We start from the raw sequence: 24,471 nt of genomic DNA, 5'->3' as shown, positions 1-24,471 counted from the left end.
TTCTCAGGATTTTTATTCTTTATAGCACACTAGTTTATCCCAACAGCACCATAACTTTTTTAATAGTTTCTCTAACTATTATAGAGGTTATAGAGCTCGCTTTTCACTTCCTCTCAATACTAAAATGTGTCAAAAACAAAGGTAATCAAAAGCTATTCCTTTTTCCCTTTTGCGATAAAAATAGCAGATAGGGCTAGACTTACGCCTGCTAGGAAGAGAGCTGTGTCAGATTTGCTTTCACCTGTTGCCGGAAGCTCCTTCTGATCATCATGTTTAACTTCTGGAGTCTTAGTATCAGCGAGTGGACTTAAGTTCAATTTGTACTCTGGTTTTTCAACTGTCGGTGCTGGTTGGTCTCCGGCTGTTCCAAGCGGACCTGTGTACTCTGGTACTTCATGTACTGCTGCTTCTACCGCGTTCACACCACCTGTAAACTCTAGTTTCTCAACTATCGGTGCTGGCTGATCTCCTGCTGTACCAAGCGGACCTGTGTACTCTGGTACTTCATGTACTGCTGCTTCTACCGCGTTCACACCACCTGTAAACTCTAGTTTCTCAACTGTCGGTGCTGGTTGGTCTCCTGCTGTACCAAATGGACCTGTGTACTCCGGTACTTCATGTACTGCTGCTTCTACCGCGTTCACACCACCTGTAAACTCTAGTTTCTCAACTGTCGGTGCTGGCTGATCTCCTGCTGTACCAAGTGAACCTGTGTACTCTGGTACTTCATGCACTGCTGCCTCAGCCGCATTGACACCACCTGTGAATTCAGGAACCTCCAGAACTGGTGGTTGTTCTTCACCCTTACTTGATTGAACCGATTCTTCTGTTAATTCTTGATGGAAGCTTGCCAATTCATAAAACTCAGCCTTGCCACCTTCCCAGACTAATTTGACGTCTAGAAGAGAGCCACCATTTCGGATAGCGAAGGTTTGGAGACTAGATGTAATGGCACCGAGGTCTGTCCAACTGTCTTGACCATCCTTGAGTGTTCTAGCAAGAATGCGTGCTTTCGCTCCTTCAGGAAGACTAGAGACAAGACGAAGATGGTTGGCATTAGTTGGCTCAGACAAGTGATACACCAACTCTCCCTTGTCTTTTTCAGACTTATAGCTGGTCAAGACTTTGCCGTCTACAAGATTGTTGTAGAGGTTGCCTTGGCTTTCTCCACCGTTTCCTTCTACTGTTGGATCATTGATTGGTTTGACAAATTCACCATCGTTGATGACCAATTCTGTAAAGCCTACAAAACGAGCATCATAGTCTGCAGTATAGAGAACACGGAGATAGTTAGCTTTGACTAGTGTCGTCAATTCACCTTCGATGTAACGATTTCCTGGCATCTTAGAATCATGTGTCCAACCATCTGTCAATGAATCATCGTGTTGGCTATTGGCCACACCATCTCCTACTGTCACGACATCTGTCCAAGTTTTACCGTCTTGGCTGACTTGGATCTTACCATCACGAAGGTAGTTTTGAGTTCCGTCTTGGATGTAGGCTCTAATCTTCTTGATAGTGCGTTCGCTACCAAGTTTCAAGGTCACGTGGCCATCTTTATGGGCATAGTCTGAAAACTCAACGAAGTTGTTGTAAACACCGTCAAACAATTGATCTAGATTGTTCAGTTTACGAACATCATTGCTGCCGTATGCTGGGTGAATTCCCATTGAAGTTGATTCCAATTTTGTTGGTTGCACTTCTTTAGTCGTCACAAGAAGAGAAGTGGCTGTCACAGCTTGTTCCTGATCTGTTTTGTTGACCAGACGCACATAACGTACTAAGTGGGTTGCCACAGATCTATCAGTCAACTGGCTAGCTGGCGTCCATTCTTGCGCATTTGCAGAGTACTCAAGGCTAAGAGCAGGGTTGGCCTGACCTTGGAGCTGGATGCTCTTGACCTGATGGATACGGTCAAGCTTCATACCTAGATAGCTATTCGCAGGGAGTTTGGTTCCAGCTGGAATTTGAAGCTCGTAACGTCCTAAACTATCCACTACTGGCGTTTCCTTCAAGGCATCGACGTTGGTGTCCGTTAACTCACTGCTTCCAGAGCGTGTCTCAACAGAGAAGTCTTGGATACGCCACCAGAGGTCAAGAGCCTTGGTATTGCGCACTCGAATGTATCGAGCATTGATAGCTCTGGTCACTTCCTTGGTTTGTTCTCCTGATAGGCGATCCAACTCTTGCCATGCAGTTCCATCTGTAGAGTACTCAAGTACACCTGCTGCAAGTTTATCACCCGTTCCTTGGCGAAGTCGAACTTTAGTGACTGACTTGACTTCACCGAGGTCAAGCTGTGCCCAGGCATCTACTGGAGTTGTATTGCTACCGTCAGCATTTGCCATCATGGCTTCTGTATTGTCCTTGCCATCAGTGATTTGACGAGCTGAGGTATTTAGTTTATAAACTAAGTTTGAGCTAAGACTAACTGTCGTTGCTTGTTGGCTACGAGCTTTTTCAACTGGCCGGTTGACTGCAATTTCCTGAACTGCAAACCAAGTATTTTCACGATCTGCTGTCGCAATCATGCGAACTGCCTTGGCCTTGATATTGAGATTTTCAAACTTAAGAAGGGATTCATTTCCGACATAGCTTGGCTCTTTCAAGGTTACCCAGTTGTCATTTTCATCTTGATACTGTACTTCTGCCTTACTAAAGGTATCACGTGGATTTGCCTGCGTTCCCATAGCAAAAGTCAAAGTTTGAATCGCTACCGGCTTGTTGAACTTCATACCAATATAATCACCTGTCTTGATGCTGTTTGGTGATTTAATAATCGCATGGGTTGCCAAGTCGCCATCCGTTACTTCTGCCAAACCACCTTCTACACCTGTTCGATTGGTGATAAAGGTGCTGATGATTTGATCTGGATGCAAGACTTTTTGAACTTCAGACGCCAGAACTTCTTTCAGGGATAGGATAAATGGACGAATATGTTGAACACCCAATTCAGCCTTTTCCATATGGTCTACATAATGGAAGGTATGAGTTTGAGACTGTTCGTAGAACTTCAAGCCTTTATAGTAGCTGTCCCAAAGTTTGGCTGCATCGTTTGTAGCCATGGCTTCAGTTCCTGTAAGGAAGGCATCGAGAGCATTCATTTGATCGATTGCATTATCCAACCAATAGTGAATTTGCGCAACCATTTTTTTATCGCCTGATGCTTTATAGAGTTCAGCAGCTTCTTTAATCTTGGCAAATTCAGCTCGCAAGGCTGCACGCTCGGCAGTCACATCCTGACCTGCTTTGAGCTTGGTCATGAAGTCTGTTAATTTTGGAGCCAAGTCTACCGATTCTTCTAGTTTGACGACACGATTATCCATGTTTTGGTTAATCATGTGCTTACCAAGTTCGCGGAAGGCTGCTGATACCTTGCTATCTTCAAAATGACCATTTTCTACAAAGTTGAAGGCAATATCATTGATTTTCTTAGCTTCTTCTTCTGATTTCCACTGTTTCCATGAGTATTGAGCTCCTGAAAAGAGGGCAATCTTAGATGGTTCAGACTGTTGCATTGGGTTCAACATGATACCAGATAGCAAGCTAGGATCTACATTCGGATGAAGGAATTTCTCTCCACCACCTAAAATCAAGTGTTGTTTAGAGTTGTCTGTCACCGGCCAGTTCACCCAAAGTGATACTGGACGATAAGTCTTCCCACCTGCAGTTAGATTCTTCTTAAGTGTTGAGAGGAAGCTTTCAGAGACTTCACCCCAAATCTTACCACCAGTCAAGGTCATGGATGTTGAACTTGGGAGATTTTCATTCAGAGACTTCAACTCATCCTCACGTCCATTGCCCCAATACTGACCAGGAACAAAGATCATTTCTTTGCGAAGACCACTGTAGGTTCCCTGCATTTCTGTCAACCAATTGGTCATATCTCGCATCAAGCGGTTGTAGCTATTGTAGCCTCCGACTGGGCTTGGCGCATCATCTGCTAGAATACCAAACTCACGGACACCCACTTTCATCAACTGGGTAAATTTGGCTTTGATGGTAGCCAGGTCTTCTTGGTAGTCCGCTTCATTTCCAAAGCGGATACGGTTGTTCATGAATGGATGGATGGTCCATACATAACGAGTTTTGTTTTGATTTCCGACGCGAGCGAGTTCTCGGATTTCAGCTAGTTTTTCTTCTGGATAGAGTTCACGCCATTTCTTGTTGTGGTATGGATCATCTTTTGGTGCAAAGAAGTATTGAGTCAATTTCAAATCGCCACCAAATCGCATCAATTCTGCACGATCTGCATTTGACCATGGGTTTCCATAGTAACCTTCGATGAAACCACGGTTCTTGATTTCAGCGTAATCTTCCACCGTCACATTGCGAAGAACTGGAACTTGACTTTCCTTGAGCATATGTTTCAAGGTTGTCAAGCCATAGAAGACCGCATCTGTATCTTTCCCGACGATAGAAATCGAGTTATCCTTAATGGTCAAGGCATAGGCATCAATCTTGTCAAAGAGACCTGCTGAAACGTTGGACAAGTTTTGTTCTGCTTGTGAACCTTGTCCATGCACTCCAAGATAGATATTGGTTGCACCTGCAACTGCAGATTTACCAGTTGTATAAGATACTTGATTATCCTGCAAGACACTCTTCAAGCGATTGCGAGTATAGATATCGAGTTGATCCCCCATAACCAGATTGACTTGCTTACGAAGAGCCGTAACACCTTCGCCATAGGTCACTTTTTGTGGAGTTGGGAAGATCTTGTACTCTTTCTTAAGATAGTCATTGCTCTTGCTAGCAGCTGCAATGCTGTCTTCGCTAGCTGGTTTGCTTGCAGTGAACTGATCTGCCAATTCAACTGTTCCATCGCCGGTTTGGTCTACTTCTGGTTTGTTAGGAGTAGATGGTGGTTGAGGCTGACTTGGTTCAGGTGTTTCTTGTCCTTCTTTGGCAGGTTTCAATAGATGAACTTCAGCTGCACTTGCAAAACCACCAACGCCTTCCAATACTTTCAACTCAATCTTGTTGGTATCTACCGCCGCAAAGTTGACTGTTTTTTCTTGGGCGTTGTTGTCCCAGCTTCCTTCTGAAACCTTGACCATTTGGCCATCTTTTTGTGCGTAGATTTCGTAGCGCGTCACGACACCATTTCCACCACCTGGGCGTGGAAGATAAGTCAAGCCATTGACTTTTTCTGCTTCTTTCAAGGTCATAGTAAGGGTGTATGGCGCAGTGTCACCAGTCCATTTAGTATGCCAGAAGGTATTTGGATCATTGTCAAAAGCCTTTTCAACAGCTCCTTCAGTCGCGTTTCCTGGAAGTTGCTGACTGCTTGCGGTTGCAGTAAACTTATCATTTGAAATCAAACGAGGATTTACAAATGGTTTGTCTGACAACTCTGCACTATGCAAGATTCCTTTGAAACCACCGATTCTTTCAAGCGGTAGTACCAAGCTATTGTGGGCAAAGCGAGGGTGGGCTGGATTTGCAATACGCTCAATCTTTTCACCATCCACATAAACTTCCGTTAATTGTGGTTTGGTTACGATGGAGATTTGATAACGTTTGTTCTTTTCAAGTTTTTTCTTGAACTGGATATGGAACTGTTCAAATTGATAAGCAAGGTAGCCGTCTTTATCAGCTAGATAGATACGGTTGTCTCCACTTGTTGAGAAGGTTTGTTCACCGTCACCAGTGACAGTCACATCAAACTTCAAGACATGACTTGGACCAACATCACCAACCAAGCCTTCGATGCTGCTGTCTTTCTCAAATGCCAATCCTTGCTCGCTTGTCTTCACCTTCTTACTTGCATAGTTCTTCACTGTTTCAGGATTGATAGTAAACAAATCACTTTGATCAATCGCTCTATCAGGATTTGACTGTGGTGCATAAGGGCTAGTTGGTAGGGTACGTTCTGCAAAGGTCGCAGCTGCACGATCAGATCCCCAAGTACGTTCTGCAGTAGTTTGCATGCTCTTGAAGAAGCGTTTAAAGATATCATAAGAGGTCAAACCGGTCTCATGAAGGTCGATATTGTCATTCCAAACTGCGTGCCCGCCACCAATAATGCTTGGATGAGAAGCTGCTAGAAGCGGACCTCCACCTGTTCTGAAATCATTCGGTGTCCAGCTATTGTACTGACGTTCGTAGTTAGCATAGTCTCCATAAGCTGCTTGACTATTGCTTCCACTTGGTACACTATAGGTAGGCACATCCGTGATGTTGATAATCTTGGCTCCCTGAGCAATGGCTTCATGAGGTCGTTGCCAATGAATACTCCAAATATCAACTTCTACTCCGTTCCAATCAACAGGAGTGTTCCCACGTTTCGCACTGAGCGAGCCCCAGATACGAGGTGTATAGCCTTTAGACTTGATATATTGGATCAAGTCATTGACATAGCGACGGTAGCTTTCTCTGCTGCCATAGTATTCATCCGTTCCGATATGAACAGTGGATACACCATGCAAAGGAGCATCTGGTCCATCTAGGAGTTTGTCATAGACGGATTTGACAAATTTAAGAGTTTCTTCATACTTAGTATCCAAGTCTAGCATGGCAACTCGTTCGACATTGTGCTTGCCCGCGTAATCGCTCAAACTACCTTGATACATGAGGTCTGGACGAACTTTAACAAATGAAAGTGCGTGTCCTGGTGTATCAATTTCTGGTACTAGGTTGATATGAAGAGCCTTGGCCAATTTAATCAGATTTTGCATTTCTTCCTTGGTATAATGCTCATCTGATGTCAATTTCTGCCCATTCTTACCGACAATATCTGTCTCTAAACGGAAACCAGTCTTGGCATGTTCAAGTACATACTTGAGTTGTTCTTCTGGAGTTAAATTCTTACCTACCAAGTGTTCCTTGAGGAAGATATAGTTATCATTAAGGTGCAACTGCAAGTCGTTCATCTTGTAGTAGGCCATGTTGAGCATGATGTCTACAAGGGTGTCATAAGGGATAAATTTACGACCTGTGTCCAGCATAAAGCCACGGTGGCTGAAACTTGGGAAATCGCGAATTTCGCCATTTTGTAGGTCTGTTTCTCCCATTTGAAGAAGAGTACGAGTTGCGTAAAACGCTCCTGTGTTCGTTGCAGCTTCGATGGTAATCACATCATCTTGGATAGTGATGCCGTAGCCTTCTTTACCATAGCCCTTATTTTCAACCTTTTTAAACTCGATTCGTTTTTGAGCCTGTTTGTCACCTGTTGCAAGTTCCAATCCACGGCTTGCAAGGTCTGTCTGGTAGAAGCTTGCAGCCTGATCAAAGCCTGAATCTCCTGTCGCAAGAACTGTATCTGAAGTGATAGAAGATTGACCTTCTTTTCCATACCATTGTTGAACAGCTGGTGCTACTTTTGGTTTTACACCCACACCCTCGTCCTGATGTAGCCCCTTGATGACTACTTCAAATTCCTTAGTGAAAGTATGGCTGTCTTTGATTTGTTGCACCATAACCTTAACGCGTTGATCTGTCAGAGGTTTATGGATACGATTTTGAAGGTCAATTACACCTTGTTTATTGCTTCCGATGAGGCTGACTTCCCCTGGTAGACTAGGCAAGACAAGAGACTGTCCATCTTCTGCTACTATTAGTTCTGTTACTTGGCGGATATCCGTTACCTTGCTTGTATCAGGAATATTTGAATAGGCTCGAATTTCTTGGATTCCAACGTTTCTCCAGTTCATGGTTCCCGCTTGGTAATCATTGACCTCAAGTTTGAGATACTTAGCTTTGATACTGTCAGCTAGGTCTACTTTATCGTCTAAAACTGGATCTCCAGTCTTGGTATGAGCTAGTTTCCATTGTTTTTCTCCATTAGCGCCCACGTCTTCTTGACCTGCATAGTAGAGACTCCAAGATTTGATATTGGGGTCATTTTGCCCATTACGAAGACGACGATCCCAGTCAATTTCAACATGTTTAATCAAGGTAGTCTTTGGCAGAGTTAGTTCAAAAGTTGGTTTTGGTACATCTTTGTCTGTGGCCCAACGAGTATTGTCATCTCCGTCGATAGCCTTATCTGCAGTAAAGTTGGTACCAGTCTCATGGTTGCTTGCCTGAGCAGTAGCACCTTCGAGATGATTCACATCTTCTCTATCTTCTATTTGCTTTTCAGCTGGTTTTGGTGCAGGTGTAGCAGTTTCAGCTGGTTTATTGTCAGGTTTTGCTATCTCTGCTGGCTTTGGAACTACAGGACTTGTCTCAGTTTTTGCCTCTTTGCTTGATGGAGGATTGGTTCCTTTGTCAGTCGCTGGAGTCTCCCCATGACTTGCTTCTGTTGCAGATTCTGCATCCGCCTTTTCAAGCGCAGCGGCTAAATCATCAGGTAACTTATCCAGTGCTTGAACATGGGTGATGCTTCCCTCTGATTCTGAAGGTGTTGCTGTTTCTGCTGCCTGAACCATATTGGCTCCAAAGATACTAGCACCAATCATGACTGAAGCTGCACCAATTGCAAATTTGCGGATACTATAGTGACAGCGTTTCTCAAAAAAGTGTTTGGCCATATTTCTCCTATTTCCTTTCATACGCTTATACTAGTAAGCGTTATCATTTCTCCTTTTAAAAAGGAGAGAACCAAGAGGTCCTCTCCGGGTGTTTGATTCATTTTCCGACTCTGATTTCTATAGAGTTCGAGTCATTTATCCAAACAAGGTAAGTATAGTATAGAATAGAATATCTATTCTTTTTTACTTTTAGCGGCATAGAGGGCTGCTGACAATGCTAGGCTGATTCCTGCTAGGAAGAGGGCTGTATCAGACTGGTCTTCTCCTGTTTCTGGGAGTGTCTTTTTGCTTTCTTCATTTTTCAGAGTATCTTTGATTTCTGATGTCTTTGTATCAGCTAGTGGAGCTGGTGTCAACTTATACTCTGGTTTCTCAACAGTTGGTGCTGGTTCATCACCTGCTGTACCTAGTGGGCCTGTGTACTCTGATTTTTCATGTAGGGCTGGCTCAACTCCATTAACACCACCAGTGTATTCTGGCAATTCGTGTACCAAGGCTTCAACTGCATTGACTCCTCCCATGAACTCAGGTAGGTCATGTACAGCTGCTTCAACCGCATTAACGCCGCCCTTGAACTCAGGGACTTCATGTACAGCTGCTTCTACTGCATTGACGCCTCCCATGAACTTAGGGACTTCATGTACAGCTGCTTCAACCTCATTAACTCCGCCCTTGAACTCAGGGACTTCATGTACAGCTGCTTCAACCGCATTAACTCCGCCCTTGAACTCAAGGACTTCATGTACAGCTGCTTCTGCTGCATTGACGCCACCTTTGAACTCAGGTACAGCAAAAACTGGTGGTTGTTCTTCACCCTTGCTACTTGTTGGAGCGTCTGGTTTCGTAGCAGAATCTTTTAATTGATTGAGATAATCTGCAAAGTATTTCACCATTCTTTCCGTCAAGAGATGGTTATCCGTCGCATATTTCATGCTCGCCTGAACTCCAGCCACTTCCTCTTGATTTTCTTTGTCTGTCAATTTTTGAGCCTTAGCTAAAGCTGCTTCATATCCTGACAAGTCAAGCGGTGTCTCTGCTACCTGTGGACGGGTAAAGATGAGTTCCGCTGCAGATTGGTATTTATCTCCACCGTCTCCGTAAGTCTTTGTTCCCGTAAGGACGATTTTCTTAGCCTTGATTGTCTTACCAAAGTTAATGTCTTTTGGCTTATTGTTATCAGGCCAGTCCGTTGCAGTAAAAGTGTGCTCCTTGCCAGACTCATCTGTTACAACCAGTTTCACATCTCTCAAGTTACCGTTTGAACCTGAACCACGTGGTACATAACGAAGTCCTGTAATTTCAGTAGGCTCTTTCAAGACCATAGTTGCAGGCTTGCCTACATCTCCTCCATCCCAAGATGTATGCCATAGGCTAGATGCATTACCATCAAAGGCATTTTCCAAGCCTTCACCAGCTTGAGCAGGCGCATCCAAACTTTCAAAGTCTTCTGCTACCAAGGCTGTTTTCTTTTGAACCAAAGCATTCTTCAAAGCTTCAATCTTGGCAATCTCTGCACGTGCTTCTTCAACACTGATATCATCATCGGCCTGACTAAGGTTAAAGACCGCCTCCTTCAAAGCATCCATAGACTCTTTGGTGTAGTTAGTCATGGCTACAGTTGGCAAGTAGTTCTTCAGAGCATTTTCTGTCAACATCTTACCTGTTAGGGTAATTTCTTCGATTTGAAGATTGTCCATCATGAAGTCGTTATAACCACGGAAGTTGGCATTTCCACCAGAATCACCACGAGTATTGCTTGCATTTCCAGTTGAATAGATACCTACCCAAGTATCGCCTGTTTCTGCACCTGTCACGAGGAAGGTTGCCCTCTTGGCTTTCTTAGAATCCGTCCAGGTATTTGGCAACTCATGCATTTCCAAGTTGCTTGCTTTCGTACCACGGCTGCCAGATTGGAATTCTCCCTTACCAACTACAAAGGCGTAGGTATTGTCAGAACCTGCTTCGTATTCAAAGGTTACACGGTAGGTCTTACCAGCTTCAAAGCGGAAGTTTTGTGGGATAGTTTGGTAAACCAAGTTACGACGGCTAACCAGTCCATTGGTCTTGAGTGACCAATTTCCATCGATAACATCATCAACTTTCTTGCCGTTCCAACCACGCTGTGTATATGGATCATGCTTTTCAGACAAGTGAGTGCGGTTGTCTTCAACACCTTCGACACCGCCCACTACGAATGGGAAGATACCCTGAGCAACATTTTCAAAGTCTTGTTTGAAGGTGCCTTTACCTGTATCATGGTTTTCTCCGTACATGCTTGAATTATTTTCAAAGGTACGAATTTCATCAAAGTAAGTTGCTTCATCACCAGCTTCGCGACTCAAAGTAAGAGTAACATTTGATACGTCAGATCCAGTTGTAAAGAAAGCGTACATGTTTTGGAAGTAACTTGTATTGTCAACTGTCGCATTGTCACGACGTGTATTGTGAGCGTAGGCCTTAACATAGTTGAGAGCGAGAGACTTATTGGTATAAGTAGTCACTTCTTTTTCACCAGTGTTTACAGTGATGCTCGCCTTGGCATTACTACGATTATCGACACCTACATAAACGGCATACTTGGTATTTGGTTTCAAACCAGTTAATTTCTGAGTGAGACTAACTTTTTCTTTGTTTCCTTGAATACGAAGCATATCGTTTGCCCCTTGAGACTTGACAATTTCTGCCTTAGAAGCATCGCCCGAAATATTCCAATGCTTCAAGGTTCCGCTATTAAATCCTTGGTCATAGATGTGCATGCCTTCGCTCCATGACATTTCAGGATTGCTTTGTTTCGAACGGTAAAGTACGTATGGTTGATTAGCTAGAAGGTCTAGGCTAATCTTACCATCTGTTACAGTGAGTTCCTGCTCTTCTGTCTTACCTTGGTCAGTTAGCTTGTAAAGGTAAACCTTGCTCTTTGCCCAATCGCTCGGAAGGGTCCAAGTTGTTGCACCAGCCTGCGTATTGAAGTAGTACATTTTTTCCTTATCAGTAGGAAGTTTCTTACCATTCGCATCCCAGTTCCAAGGAGTCAAGTAAGCTGAACCATCTTGGATCACACGTCCGTTGAGAGTTACTGTACGTTCACGGTATTGTGGGCTATTGACATCATTTGACTTACGAGTCACAACCACTTTATTCTTGTCAGCATCTACCAATTCCACTCGCATTTCTGGAGTCCATTTATAGGTACTACCATTATCGGTCATGGTTACTGGCGTACCATTTTCCCATTTACTTACAGTGAAGTGTTGGAAGTACTTAGTCATGACATCATGGGTAAACAAGTTGGTTACATAGCCATTGTAGTCGCTTCGTCCTTGCCATCCTTCAAAGTCCTTCATGCTATAGCCACCTAGAAGTGGGTAGTCTGCAGCACCTCCGTAACTTCTGTAGTCCCCTACCCAAGCATCTTTTTGGTGGTTACGGATAAAGCGCGTGATGGCACTGTTGATACCTTTATTGGTGTAGCCACCGTAGGTCAAGTCAGCTGCCCAGTGATGGAAGGTAGAGTCGTACTCACCACCATGGCCCCACTCAATCGCAAAGCGCCAGCCTTGTTTGTTAATCTCTTTAGCGAGAACGTGAGTAGCCCAGGCACCGTTGTCACCTGATTGGCCATTTCCCCAAACGTCCACATAGATAAAGTCGAGACCTTCACCAAGTTTATTCTTCAAATCTTCCCAACGTGCCAAACGACCATGAGCCAAGTCATAAGCTGCATCAATGTTGATACCTTGGTCTAGCCAGTTCCAACCATAACTATAGCTACCATCTGGATTCTTGCGAAGAATTTTTTCATTGAAGTATTTAGACTCTGGATAGGTTTCAGAAGCGTTAACGTGAATACCAAGATAAGCTCCGTACTTCTTAGCCTTCTCAATCAGGGTCTTGAAATCTTCGACACCACCGATACGTTTACCAATATCAGCATAGTTCAAATGACCAGAGTCATGTCCCTCACTACCATATCCTTTAAGGAGAACACCTTGTCCAAGACCATCTGTATGGAGATTAATCTTCTTGATACCATCTAGAGTCATGAGGAATGGGTTTTGTGCTTGAGAACCAAAGTTCATCGCGATACGATAAGCTGTGATATCCTTGACTTTTTCCCAACCTTGAGGGTTGTTCATGATGCTACGATAAGCAATGGCTCCATCCTGCCAATCGACTTTGTTATCCGCATTGGCATCTTCAGTGATAACAACTTTAGCACTTGGAAGTTCCTTGGTGTATTCTGGGAAGACAATGCCCTTATAAGCTTTTTCCCATTGCCATTCAGAACTATGAATTCCTACATAGTTGGCATTTCCGACTGTTTCTTTGTAAGCTGTTAAGCGAGTCCAGTCATAAGAACCACCACCGTAGCTGTTTTGAGAGTTGCTCCAGACCCCTGCAGCAAGCTTATCTGTAGAAACAAATCCATACATGTAACCCTTAGCCAAATCCTTCATTGGATTGGTTACATCAATATGATCATCCCCGCTGACATGGGTATTGTTTGACATGGTTGCCCCATCAAACTTAGCACCAGCTTGGTCACTTGAAACAGATACCAAAGCATTGCCAAGGAAACTAATAGAAGAAAGCAGTTTTCTTTCATCATCAATCTTTTGACCTGGAGTGACTTGATTATGGTTGACAATCTTGGTCACATCAAAGTGCAACTGATTGTCCACAACTTGCAAACGAACTGTCATTTCCGCATTGATAAGATTAGCATCATCGCGAAGCTTCATCAAGTACTCTGCTGTTGTCTCATTGATTTTTTTGTAGGTAACTTCAGGTGTGACTTCGTGTTTGTTGATAAATACTTTATTGAATTGTTGGACTTGTCCTGGCAAGGTATGCCCGTTCAAACTGTATTCTTTAATACGTGGGAAGGCTTGGTCAATCACTGCTTTGAGGACCTTAGACTGAATAGTGTCATAAGTCACCTTGCTATCATCAACTTCAGGACCTGTTTCTTTTTCAGCAGGGGTATCCTCTGTTTTTACCCCCTCTTGGTTATCCGTCTTAACACTAACAACTGTTCGCTCATCACCATAGGAGCCCGCCTTGAGAAGAATTTTCTTCTCATTTTTAAGATGGTCATTGACCGCAGCTGGTAGAGTTACTGTATCAAAGAGCTTCACATCATTATTCGTTGCATTGAGCTGACCATCTGACTTGAGAGTGATAGAAAGACGGTTTACAGAACCTGATTCTGGTGCTGCTACACGGTTGCCCTTATACCAGGTGCTATCGGTTGGAGATTTATACTCCCAGAACCAGCCGTCCTTGTCATAACCAACAAAAACATTGTTCTTGGTGTCTTTAAATTTCAAGAAGACACCAAAGCGTGATTTGCCCTTTTCAGAATCATCTTTGAAGGTTAGATCAACAGTCGCATTTCCATTAGCATCAACGGTCAATCCTTGTTTTTCAAACAAGGCTGGTTTATCGCCATTGTCGTTCTGTGCAGTTGAGGATAGTTGGTTGTAGCGGACACCTTTTTCTTCTCGGATAGTGACTGTTCCCTGTTGTTCTTTTTTCTCTACCGTTTGCCATTCAGCTGTCACTTTTTCAGGTGTTTCAGGTTTAGCAGCTGGTTTGTCCTCTTTTGGTTTGTCTTCAGCTGGTTTTTCTTTCTCTTCCAAGTCTGCTGGTTTGACACTTGAAATTCCCTTCATGTGATCTTGGATCCATTTCAATTGAGCAGGTGAGAAGAGAATACCACCACTACGTTGGCCAACAACTCCATTTTGATGAACACCGACGAGTTTTCCTTCTGTATCAAAGATACCACCACCGCTAGCACCTGGATGGCTACCTTGATAACCGATCCCTTTTACGCCCTCACCGTAGGATTCGACTAATTCAACAGTTGTATTGAGGACTGGTGATAATTTTCCAGTTGGGTAGCCAAAGACATGCAATTTATCTCCAACCTTTTTCACTGCAGGTTTTTCAGTCACTTCTGCTGGAGCATTTTCCAGAACTGTTCGCAATCGAACAAGAGCCAAATCATTCTTGTAGCCTTTTAGGAAACCTTCACGATCCCAGTGAATAATGTCTTTTTTACTAAATTTAACATCTGGTAGTCCTGGATAGGAAATACTGTAGATATCCCCTTCACCATTATCATTGTCAACGACCTTGCGATTATTCCCATCTGGAACGTCTTTTATAAAGTTATGTGAAACAGTTAAAACAAGATTTTCGCCAATGACAATCCCACTACCTTCACCTGATGGTGTCTTGATTTTGACAGTTGCTCCGTAGTTTAATTCACCATTCTTTGTTTTAGCTACATCTTCTGGAACGAGATTCTCAGTATCCTTAGCTAATTGATCCTTGTCAACTTCTTTCCCTTTATCTTCAGCCTTATCTAATTTGCCCTCTAAGCCTTCTGGTAACTTATCTGAACCAGATGATTTTTCTTTTTCAAGTGCTAATAGTTCTTCTTCTGTCTTAGGTCCATCTGTAACTTCTGGAGACCCTTGGTCTTCTCCCACCTTAGGCGCTTCAAAATCATGCCCATCATTCTCTTTTGCTGTTGCAAGAGCAGTAGCTAAATCCGCTGGTAAATTCGCTGTGGAGCCAGACTGCACGCTATCTGCAAGAACCGGACTTGTCCCAAAGAATGCAGCTCCAATCATAACAGAAGCAACACCTAATGAAAATTTTCGAATGCTATATTTACAACGTTTTTCAAATAATCCTTTATTCATAAATTCCTAAATCCTTTCATTTTTGAGTAAGCGTTTACATTTCTTTTTTAAAAAATACTCCTTCCTCTGAAAGTGCAATGCTTAACCATGATAAATAAAAAATAATTGTGCTTTTAATATAACAAATAATAGCTAAGAAAGCAATAGGAAACAAGTAAAATTAAGGAAAATTTTCTCTATTCTGACAAAAAGAGGCTCCAAATTTTGAACTGTACCCCAAAAGTTAGACAGAAAAAAATCTAACTTTTGGGGATCAGTACATCTAGAATCTTTCTTTACAAATGTAAAAAAGGATTCAGCATTCAAGAGAAATACTAAATCCTTTCTTATATTTTGCAACAGTTATTTCACATGTTTTGCGAGATCTTCTTGGGCCTTTTTATTAGACTCTTCTTTTTCTTTCAACCATTTTTCTTGGGCTTTTTGATATTCTTCTGTTGTTACTGGCTTATCTTGTAAATCTAGGTATTTATACAAGAGGGCTTCGCTCGTACCCTTGTTACCTGAGTAAGCAAACGGAAGAGTAAATGGCACCATCTTAGACAACATTGGACGACCAGTTTTAGAAGTTGTTGGGATGAGCAAGGCACTGTCGGTCAACCAAGCTTGGGCAGCAGCATATTTTTCATAACGTTTTGAGATATTAGAAACTTCTTCTCCTGCTTCGACAACCATTTTCTCGTAATCTTCCAAACCAACCTGCTTAGCCGCAGCATTATTGGTTCCAGAGTCAAATCCTAGGTAAGTCTTCGTATTTTCTCCGACAGATGGCTTGATGATATCAAGGTAGGTAGATGGGTCCGCAAAGTCTGGAGACCAACCAACGTTATCTGAGATATCCCAGTCCTCACCAGCAGCAGTCTCGGCAAAGTAAGTGATGTTCAATACATCATCTTTTTGAAGTTGTTGGATATCCACAACTACATTATCTGTTCCCAAAGTTGCTTCAAGTGACTGTTTCAAAGATTGCACACGTTGAACTTTTGTTGTATTTGTTTGGTCCACAGGCATATCCAAGTGGATTGGGAATTTCACACCTTCTGCTTGAAGAGCTGTCTTAGCCTTGGCGAATTCTGCTTTGGCCTTATCTGCGTTATAGAGTCCATCTTGGGCATCAGCTAAATTTACATCCTTCCACTCGTCTCCATAAGTCACCAATTTTTCTTTGACCAACTCACCAAAGTTTTTGCCATCTGCTTGCACAAATGTAGGTGGGACAAACAAGTTACGAAGCAGTTTAGTCGCACCACTTGCACCGTTTACTTGGGAGGCATAGGCAGTTCTATCAAAACCAAAAGCAAGAGCTTGACGGAAATCTTTGTTTAGAAGAGCTTTCTTGGTTGATGTTTTTTCTTCATCCGTTGTCTTAGAAGTATACTTATAAGACTGGCGATCAATATTCGTACCTACTAAATAAGTAGTCGAATCCTGTTGAGTATAAACGATGTTATCTTTAAATGATTTCTCAATCTCTGGGTAGCTAGCGCTTGTTGGGAAGAGACGTGCCATAGTAAAGCTTCCATCCTTGAAGGCTTCAGCTGGTTTGTTGGTATCTTGACCATCCCAGAATGATAATTTAACCTTATCGATATGGACATTGTCCTTATCCCAGTAGTTAGGATTTTTCGCAAATTCAACAGAAGATTTGGCTACAATTGATTTGAGTAAGAATGGTCCATTATAGAGAATACTACTAGGATCTGTCCCTTTGGCAAAATCATCCCCTTTAGAGTTCAAAAACTCTTCGTTAACTGGAGCCATTACCCCCATTGTTGTCTTAGAATTCCAGAAGCTTTCTGGTTTGTTCAAAGTGTACTGAACTGTCTGATCATCCAGAGCCTTAATTCCTACTTGTGAGAAATCTTTGATTTCCCCTTTTACATAGGCGTCCAATCCTTTGATTGATTCTTGAACTAAATAAAGACCATCAGATTTTTTATCAGCAGCATATTTAAGTCCTGTTACAAAGTCTTGAGCTTTGACTGCCGCGTATTCTTCACCTTCAGAAGTATACCATTTTGCATCCTTACGGATAGTATAAGTGTAAGTCAATCCATCCTTGGATACAGACCAATCCTCAGCCATAGACGGCACAAAGTTCCCGTAGCGATCATTTTCTAGCAAACCATCAACCACGTTACTGGTAATATCTGCTGTCGCAGCCTTACCAGTTGTCAAATAGTTCAGGTTATCAGGGTCTGTTTCATAAATGTATGAGAATGTCTTCTCTCCTTTAGCGCTCGAACCTGATCCAGAACATGCAGCTAAAGTAGTCGCCGCAAATAATGTCACGCCCGCAAGGGCAAATAGTTTTGAACTTTTCATCATTTTCTCCTTTAAAACTTTCTCTCCATTATAGACTCTTTTCAAAAAGATGTCAACAGAATTTTCAGAATTTTTGTGTTAATTTGGTATATTCTGAAAAAACAAAAAGGAGAAGACAGTGATTGTCCTCTCCAGATGTTAGCTGGCAAAGAGCCACATTATAAAGCCAAAATAATTTATTTTAATTTAATATACTTCTGTGGTAATAAAACAATATTCAAAAATGGAATTTTTTTCAATATATAAGTTGCTAGTATGGATAAATACCAGCCTAAGACAATCCCAACAACAACGTGAAGAAAAACTGAGTTTATTCCCACTTTCAACATTAGAATCCGAATCATGCTACAAATTGGTGCATGAAGAATATAGATACCTAAACTATCTTTCCCGTATTTAGTGAAATATAGGAAAGTTTTAGGAAAATTTTTCTCCATTTTAGGAAAAATCACAAAAGCAGCTAATACACAGACAATAAAAGCAATCCCCCACAAACCTGGGTTACTATAGCTTACATAATCCTTCTTAGACCCTACTTCATAAAACAAGAACCAAGCGAACATATAAATAAAATCAAATAGCACAAAGAAAAAAAGAAATTTTTTCAAATTAATTTTATTAAAATAAATTTCACTCAACACACTACCAAGAAAGAAGCAAATCCCCCAAACCAGCGTTCTCTGAATAATATAAATATCTGTTTGAACAAATAGGGTTAAACAATAAGCAAAAATACTTATCAAAAGTAAAATTCTACGATTTTTGATAAAAATAGATACTAATCCATAGATTATCAAAATCGACCAGAGTATATATAAATACCACGAAACCCCAAGAGGATCTTTATAGATATTTAGCAAATCAGATATGGTTGTAGGAACACGAACAGATGCCCCTGCAACTTTTTGAAGACCAAAGTGAATGATCGAATAGAAAATATATGGCAGACCAAAAACAATTGTCTTCTTTTTAGCATATTGCCAGAACTCTTTCAAATCAGATATGGGTTTGAAAAAGTATCCTGATAAGGCAAAAAATACTGGTATATGAAATATGTAGACTTGTGCTACCAACAATGATAGTATGTTGTTTGCTGTGAGAAATTTTTCCGATTGATACAGTCCAAGCAACACATGTCCTACTAAGACTAAAAATATGGAAAAGCCTTTTCCAAAATCTATCCAATTGATTCTACTTTTTGTCATATCCTAACTCTTTCTCCACAACTTCAAGCGCTCGTTCAATCACCACATGCATATCGTAATATTTATAATCTGCTAAGCGCCCACAAAAGATAACTTTATCATTCTGCGCTGCTTCCTCTTGATACTTAGCAAACATAGCATTATTTTTCTCATCGTTGATCGGATAGTAGGGCTCATCCCCACGTTTCCAATCAGCCGGATATTCACGCGTGATAACTGTCTTTGGTTGCGTTCCATATTCGAAATGCTTGTGTTCGATGATACGAGTATAAGGAATCTCACGCTCTGTATAGTTCACTACAGCATTTCCTTGATAATTTTCCTCGTCTAAGGTTTCATGTTCAAAACGAAGGCTACGGTATTCTAACTCTCCGTGTTTGTAGTCAAAATATTGGTCGATCATTCCTGTAAAGACAACTTTGTTAGCAGATGCTTCCAACTCTTCACGGTGAGCAAAGAAATCAACACCAAGCTCAACTTCAACGTCTTTAAGCATATTTTCGATAATCACATTATAACCACCAATAGGAATTCCTTGGTAACGGTCGTTAAAATAGTTATTATCAAATGTTAGACGAACTGGAAGGCGTTTAATGATAAATGGAGGAAGTTCCGTTGCTGAGCGCCCCCACTGCTTTTCAGTATAGCCCTTGATCAACTTTTCATAGATATCCGGACCAATCAACTTGATAGCTTGTTCTTCCAGATTTTTCGGCTCAACATCCTTCATATGAGCCGTTTGCTCAGCAATCTTATTCTTCACTTCTTGTGGAGTTTTTGTGCCCCACATAGCATAGAAGGTATTCATATTGAAAGGAAGATTATAAAGACTTCCTTTGTAGTTTGCGACAGGTGAGTTGATATAGTTGTTAAATTCAGCGAATTGATTGACATAATCCCAAACTTTTTTATTAGACGTATGGAAGATATGGGCACCATATTTATGGACATTGATACCTTCTACATTTTCACAGTAGATGTTCCCTCCAATGTGATCGCGTTTATCAATCACTTTTACTTTTTTTCCACATTTTGTAGCTTCGTGAGCAAAAATAGCTCCAGACAAACCAGCTCCAACGATTAAATAGTCGTACATATTAAATCTCCTATTTATAATTTAACGATTCGATTGAAATAAGGAATTTTCATTAACATTCCAACAATAATAAAACTAACACTTAAAGTAAATATAGCAAAAAGTAAATATGATCCTACGAAACCAAAACCAAATAGTTTTTCCCATACCTTCATAATATATGTGTGTATTATAAAAACTCCCATAGTTTGATTAGAAAGGGAAACGATACATCCGCTCCGTTTTTCATTTAAAGTAAGCGTGAGTATAGTTAGAAAAATTCCCAAGCTTACAACTTTTACAAATAAAATATCATAAAAATATTCAGCAAAAAGATTATGGTATGCAGTCTTCGCTATGAAAAATAATATTAAAGGCGAAATCAAGAATAAAAGTACTACAACTACTTTCATCCATCTCTTAAACCTATTTTTGATAATATCTATATCAAAGTGAGCTATAAAACCACCTAAAAGATAATAGAAAAGCCAAGTCCATAATCTAAAGGTTTGTAGAACATATGTTTGAATTGGCATTTCAAGTACAATATTGGTCAACTCAAAAATCAGACCAATAACTACCAATAAAGATATACTGTATAAATAACTTCTTTTTGAATTTAGAATTTTTTTCAAAATCGGCAAACATATATAAATGATCATTAAGGCTCCGAAAAACCAAAACTGAAAAAAATAACCTTTTTGTATTAAAGAACCTACAATTTTTTTAATTAAGTTCTCTGTAAAGTCTCTTTTAAACAGCCAGACGATAAAGGTCCATGACGACACTGTTATTAGAATCCATTTTACTTTCTGCAGTATGTAAGAATAGGTAATCTCTCTCTTTCCTAACAATAAATAACCATTGACCATAAAAAATAGAGGGATAGAATAGGTTCCTAAGTAATATAAATATGTCAAAAGATTCCATGAACCTGTCTCTTTAAACCCACCCATCGTTGTATGAAGTAGAACAACTCCAACACATGCAAGTACTTTTAATAGATCTAAATTAATATTTCGATATTTGCGCATTCTAATTTTTCCTAATCATTTGTTTTAATTCTGTCACATCTACCACTTTCAGAGATAGAATCAAAAAAAGGTAAATGATTCCACCAAGCACCACAAACACTAAAACATTTATGGTTGGTGAAAACTGTATAAATGTTTTTGAGCCAAGCAAAATACCATACATGATAGCTGATGCTAGAATAATTTTTGTCATAGATCCAATGATTGAAACTTCCTTTAAGTATTTACGAGTAAAGAACAATTGAATTGCCCATACTAGCGCTTCTGTTAAAACAGAGACAATAGCTGCTCCGATATAACCAAGTTTAGGAAGGAATAGCAGGTTCAAACCTACACTGATAATTGCGGGAGCTGTTGTTGAAACCATAAATTCCTTATTTTTACTGTGTGGAATCAAAATTTGAATTCCCATAATATTGGTCCAACCGATAAAGAACATGCGGAAAATCATAATGGCAATTGCATAACGTGCATCTTGAAAGTCTTGCCCAAGGAAAAATTGAACAAAATCATCATTGACAATTAACATTCCGGATATAATAGGAAAAATAACTAAATTATAAATCAAGAAAGCCATCTCATGCATCTTATTGACTGCTCTATGATCTCCTGTTGCCAATAAGTTAGCTACTCGAGGCAACATAACACTTCCTAATGATGTTACCAAGGTTAATAGAATATTCACCAATTTAAGCGCCTGATCATAGATCCCTACATCATTTGTAGAAGCTAGGGCTCCTAGCATGGTACGATCTAAGGTAACATACAAAGAAATAGCTACTTGAGGAAGAAACAATAATATAACGGGTTTCAAATGATGCTTAGCATATTCTAAATCAAAATGAGGTCTACCAATAAACTCACGAGCAGGCAACCACATACTTAGCTGCCCCAAGAGTTCAAATATGGTTAGCAAAAAGACATAGAGGTACAGGTCATCCGCAGATTTGACAAAGAGGAAGATAGAGATTACACCAACGAGTTTGACTGTGATATTTCGAACAGTAATCTTTCGAAAATCCTCTAGCCCTTGAAAAAGCCAGGATATATCTAATCCTTTAGAAACCAAAGCCAAGCCTAGAATGTAGGCTACTGGATTTTGCATAAAGGGAAGAGTTAGACAAAGAAGACCATACAAGGTTAGAGAAAGGACTGTTGCACCTAATTGCAGAGAGTAGATTCCCCAAAAGTTTTTTTCAATTTCCTTGCGATGCCCTGAAATGACCTTGGTCCCATAGTTAGCAACCCCTAGCGTTGCTAAGAGGATAAAATAAGTAACGATGGAGTTAAAATAACCATATGTCCCTAGATCATTCGAAGAAAAGACCCGTGTCACATAGGGAGTCGTAATAATCGGAAGTATAATTACCAACAATTGATAAGAAAGATTGTAGGCGTAGTTTTTTAGTACTTTCATACCTGCACTCTCCTCTTGAACACAGTCTGAAACGTTATATTTAATTCATCCATGAATTTCCTCAGAAGAAATTGATGCTTTATTTCGCTCCCTGGCATATTTCATCAAAATCCCTTCTCTTGAAATTCTTTTTCTAGACTATTTGCTTTTCTTTTAACTAGATTTTTAATAACAATGTTAAAAAGATACTTTGTTTTATAATTGATGTAAAGTAAATTAGAAGTCTTTGTATCCGTTTCAAATTTGAATTTGAAACCATTTTTTTCTGCATACGAAAACAGGTTATATACTTTTTCAAGCTCATTATTCATAACATACAACATGTTTTGCATATTAACCAGATACTGCAAAGAGTCACTGACAACCTTCTCTAATTCCGTATTTTTTACATGGATTTCTTTATATAAGTCTAAGATTCTTTTAGTTACTCTCTCATGGTGATCGGCTCTCTTTTTCATCACAGCAATATTCATACTCTGATCAGCTCTACCCAAGAAGTACTGATAAATATCCAACTTATAATAAATGTAATTTTCTACAAATTGAAGTGGGAGCATTGTATACTCTTGGTCGACATAAAATGTATTTTCACTAATCGTAATAGCATTATCCTTCAAGATACTTGTTTTATAGACCAGAGCATGCATAGGTGTCCACTTAGTAGGGATACCTCTCGTCTCTTGATTTGGGAACAGATAAGAAGAGAACTCCTTAAGCACCGTACTATTATTATATACATGCTGCTCTGTATAGTCAGAAATAACTAAATCAGTGTTAATCTCTCTTAATTTATCCAATAAGCTTTCAAATTCTGGAACATTGATCCAATCATCCCCATCAATGACTTTAAAATATTTTCCATTTGCTTCTTTAATCCCACGATTAATTGTTGAGCCATGGCCTCCATTTTCTTTTGTGATAATTCTTAAATCTAAATTGCTGCCTTCCATTAAATTCTCAACAACTTGTACAGAATTATCAGTACTTCCATCATTAATGATTAACACTTCAAAATCACTGTAATAGTCAGGATTTACAGCTTTAAATGATTCTATACATTTACCAATATAGTTTTCAATATTATAGGTTGGCACAGTAATCGTCAGTATTTTGTTAGACATTTTTTCCCCCTGATACTTCTTCTATCAAATCTATCCACTGATGTATAATTCGGTCTTTATTAAATTTTTCCATGTTATCTTTGGCATGAGATGAAAAACGATTTCTTAGCTCCTTACCATTCATTAGTTCTAATAATCTATTAGACATCTCTTCTACATCATAACAATCGATCAGATAACCATTAACCCTATCTTCAACAATCTCATTAGGTCCTGTCGGACAACTGAAACTAACAATAGGAAGATTGTATTGCTGAGCTTCTAACAATACCAAGGGTAAACCCTCGTAACGAGAAGTCATGACGTAAATCCCTTTATCCCCATATATTAGATCCTGATTTTTTTCTAGTCCTTTAATGAACAATTTATCCTGCAAATCGTTTTCCTTGATTAGTTCCCGGATTTTGTCTACTTCATCTTGATTGCCAGAACCGTAGATTTCCCAAGTCCATTCAGACCTTTTAGCTAACACTTTTTTCGCGACTTGAACAAGATAATCATATCCTTTTTGATAATCAAAACGACCAACTGTTACAATCTTAGTTGACTCATCGTTATAAGTCACATTAGATAGATCATCTTCTTTCCAATTATAAATATAAGCAGTCTTTGTCTCAGAAATACCGTATTGTTTTATGTAATTTCTACGATCTTCTTGCGTGAGAGTAATAATCTTATTTGCAAATTTTGCCCCAACATATCTTTGGAACTTCTTAACTTTAGTATCAATATCAACTATTGAGTTTGTGTGGTCACAAGAAATAAATTTTGTTTTTAAACCAAGAGTACTTACTACACCTACTGTATTCATACTCATTCCGATACCAAAAACAATATCGATACCTTGCTCTGTCAAATAACTCCTTAGTAACATAACAGCGGAAAGAAAATTCTTACCCATAGAAATTTTTTTATGTGATAAATTTCTATATTTAACTGAATCTTTTACTGGAAAAAAATTTGTTTCTGTGGAAATCATGGATAGTAAATGCACTTCATACATTTCTGATAGTTCATTCGAAAGGCTGGTTGCTACTTTCAGGCCTCCATCCGTTCTATCAATACTCCATTTCACAATACATATTTTTTTTGACAATTTTT

The 24,471-nt window shown here is 40.1% G+C and carries 9 protein-coding genes; all 9 read right to left on the bottom strand.

Annotated elements, in window-relative coordinates; translation table 11 throughout:
* Positions 1-152: 152 nt before the first annotated feature.
* The 9 genes from FGK98_RS01715 to FGK98_RS01670 all read right to left on the bottom strand — a co-directional run bounded on the left by FGK98_RS01715 (position 153) and on the right by FGK98_RS01670 (position 24,466).
* On the bottom strand, positions 153-8,477 hold the full coding sequence (locus tag FGK98_RS01715; protein WP_138099769.1) for an SIALI-17 repeat-containing surface protein: 8,325 nt from the start codon (positions 8,475-8,477) through the stop codon (positions 153-155).
* 173 nt (positions 8,478-8,650) lie between these two features.
* Entirely contained in the window at positions 8,651-15,193 is a 6,543-nt protein-coding gene (locus tag FGK98_RS01710; RefSeq protein ID WP_138099768.1) for a SpGH101 family endo-alpha-N-acetylgalactosaminidase, read from the bottom strand.
* Between the two features lie 342 nt (positions 15,194-15,535).
* A complete protein-coding gene (locus tag FGK98_RS01700) occupies positions 15,536-17,518 on the bottom strand; it encodes a peptide ABC transporter substrate-binding protein (RefSeq protein ID WP_138099766.1) in 1,983 nt (660 codons plus the stop codon).
* A gap of 176 nt (positions 17,519-17,694) precedes the next feature.
* On the bottom strand, positions 17,695-18,723 hold the full coding sequence (locus FGK98_RS01695; protein ID WP_138099765.1) for an acyltransferase family protein: 1,029 nt from the start codon (positions 18,721-18,723) through the stop codon (positions 17,695-17,697).
* Positions 18,710-19,819: a UDP-galactopyranose mutase gene (glf, locus tag FGK98_RS01690; protein WP_138099764.1), complete on the bottom strand. Its 1,110-nt coding sequence runs from the start codon at positions 19,817-19,819 to the stop codon at positions 18,710-18,712. The genes FGK98_RS01695 and glf overlap by 14 nt, the downstream gene beginning before the upstream one ends.
* A gap of 14 nt (positions 19,820-19,833) precedes the next feature.
* On the bottom strand, positions 19,834-20,832 hold the full coding sequence (locus tag FGK98_RS01685) for an acyltransferase (RefSeq protein ID WP_138099763.1): 999 nt from the start codon (positions 20,830-20,832) through the stop codon (positions 19,834-19,836).
* Between the two features lies 1 nt (position 20,833).
* Entirely contained in the window at positions 20,834-22,249 is a 1,416-nt protein-coding gene (locus FGK98_RS01680) for a flippase (RefSeq protein WP_138099762.1), read from the bottom strand.
* A 104-nt stretch (positions 22,250-22,353) separates the two neighbouring features.
* Positions 22,354-23,370, bottom strand: a complete 1,017-nt coding sequence (locus FGK98_RS01675) for a glycosyltransferase family 2 protein (protein ID WP_138099761.1) — start codon at positions 23,368-23,370, stop codon at positions 22,354-22,356.
* Positions 23,363-24,466 carry a glycosyltransferase family 4 protein gene (locus tag FGK98_RS01670; protein WP_138099760.1) on the bottom strand — a complete coding sequence of 368 codons (1,104 nt, stop codon included), beginning with the start codon at positions 24,464-24,466 and terminating at the stop codon, positions 23,363-23,365. The genes FGK98_RS01675 and FGK98_RS01670 overlap by 8 nt, the downstream gene beginning before the upstream one ends.
* Positions 24,467-24,471: the final 5 nt, after the last annotated feature.

The organism is Streptococcus australis, from assembly GCF_901543175.1.
Classification (GTDB): domain Bacteria; phylum Bacillota; class Bacilli; order Lactobacillales; family Streptococcaceae; genus Streptococcus; species Streptococcus australis_A.
This window is presented reverse-complemented; position numbering and strand designations above follow the sequence as displayed.

Bases quoted from the DNA above. Each gene is read 5' to 3' on its own strand.
- FGK98_RS01700 (WP_138099766.1), bottom strand. From the start codon at position 17,518: ATGAAAAGTTCAAAACTATTTGCCCTTGCGGGCGTGACATTATTTGCG.
- glf (WP_138099764.1), bottom strand. From the start codon at position 19,819: ATGTACGACTATTTAATCGTTGGAGCTGGTTTGTCTGGAGCTATTTTT.
- FGK98_RS01695 (WP_138099765.1), bottom strand. From the start codon at position 18,723: ATGACAAAAAGTAGAATCAATTGGATAGATTTTGGAAAAGGCTTTTCC.
- FGK98_RS01680 (WP_138099762.1), bottom strand. From the start codon at position 22,249: ATGAAAGTACTAAAAAACTACGCCTACAATCTTTCTTATCAATTGTTG.
- FGK98_RS01685 (WP_138099763.1), bottom strand. From the start codon at position 20,832: ATGCGCAAATATCGAAATATTAATTTAGATCTATTAAAAGTACTTGCA.
- FGK98_RS01710 (WP_138099768.1), bottom strand. From the start codon at position 15,193: ATGAATAAAGGATTATTTGAAAAACGTTGTAAATATAGCATTCGAAAA.
- FGK98_RS01675 (WP_138099761.1), bottom strand. From the start codon at position 23,370: ATGTCTAACAAAATACTGACGATTACTGTGCCAACCTATAATATTGAA.
- FGK98_RS01715 (WP_138099769.1), bottom strand. From the start codon at position 8,477: ATGGCCAAACACTTTTTTGAGAAACGCTGTCACTATAGTATCCGCAAA.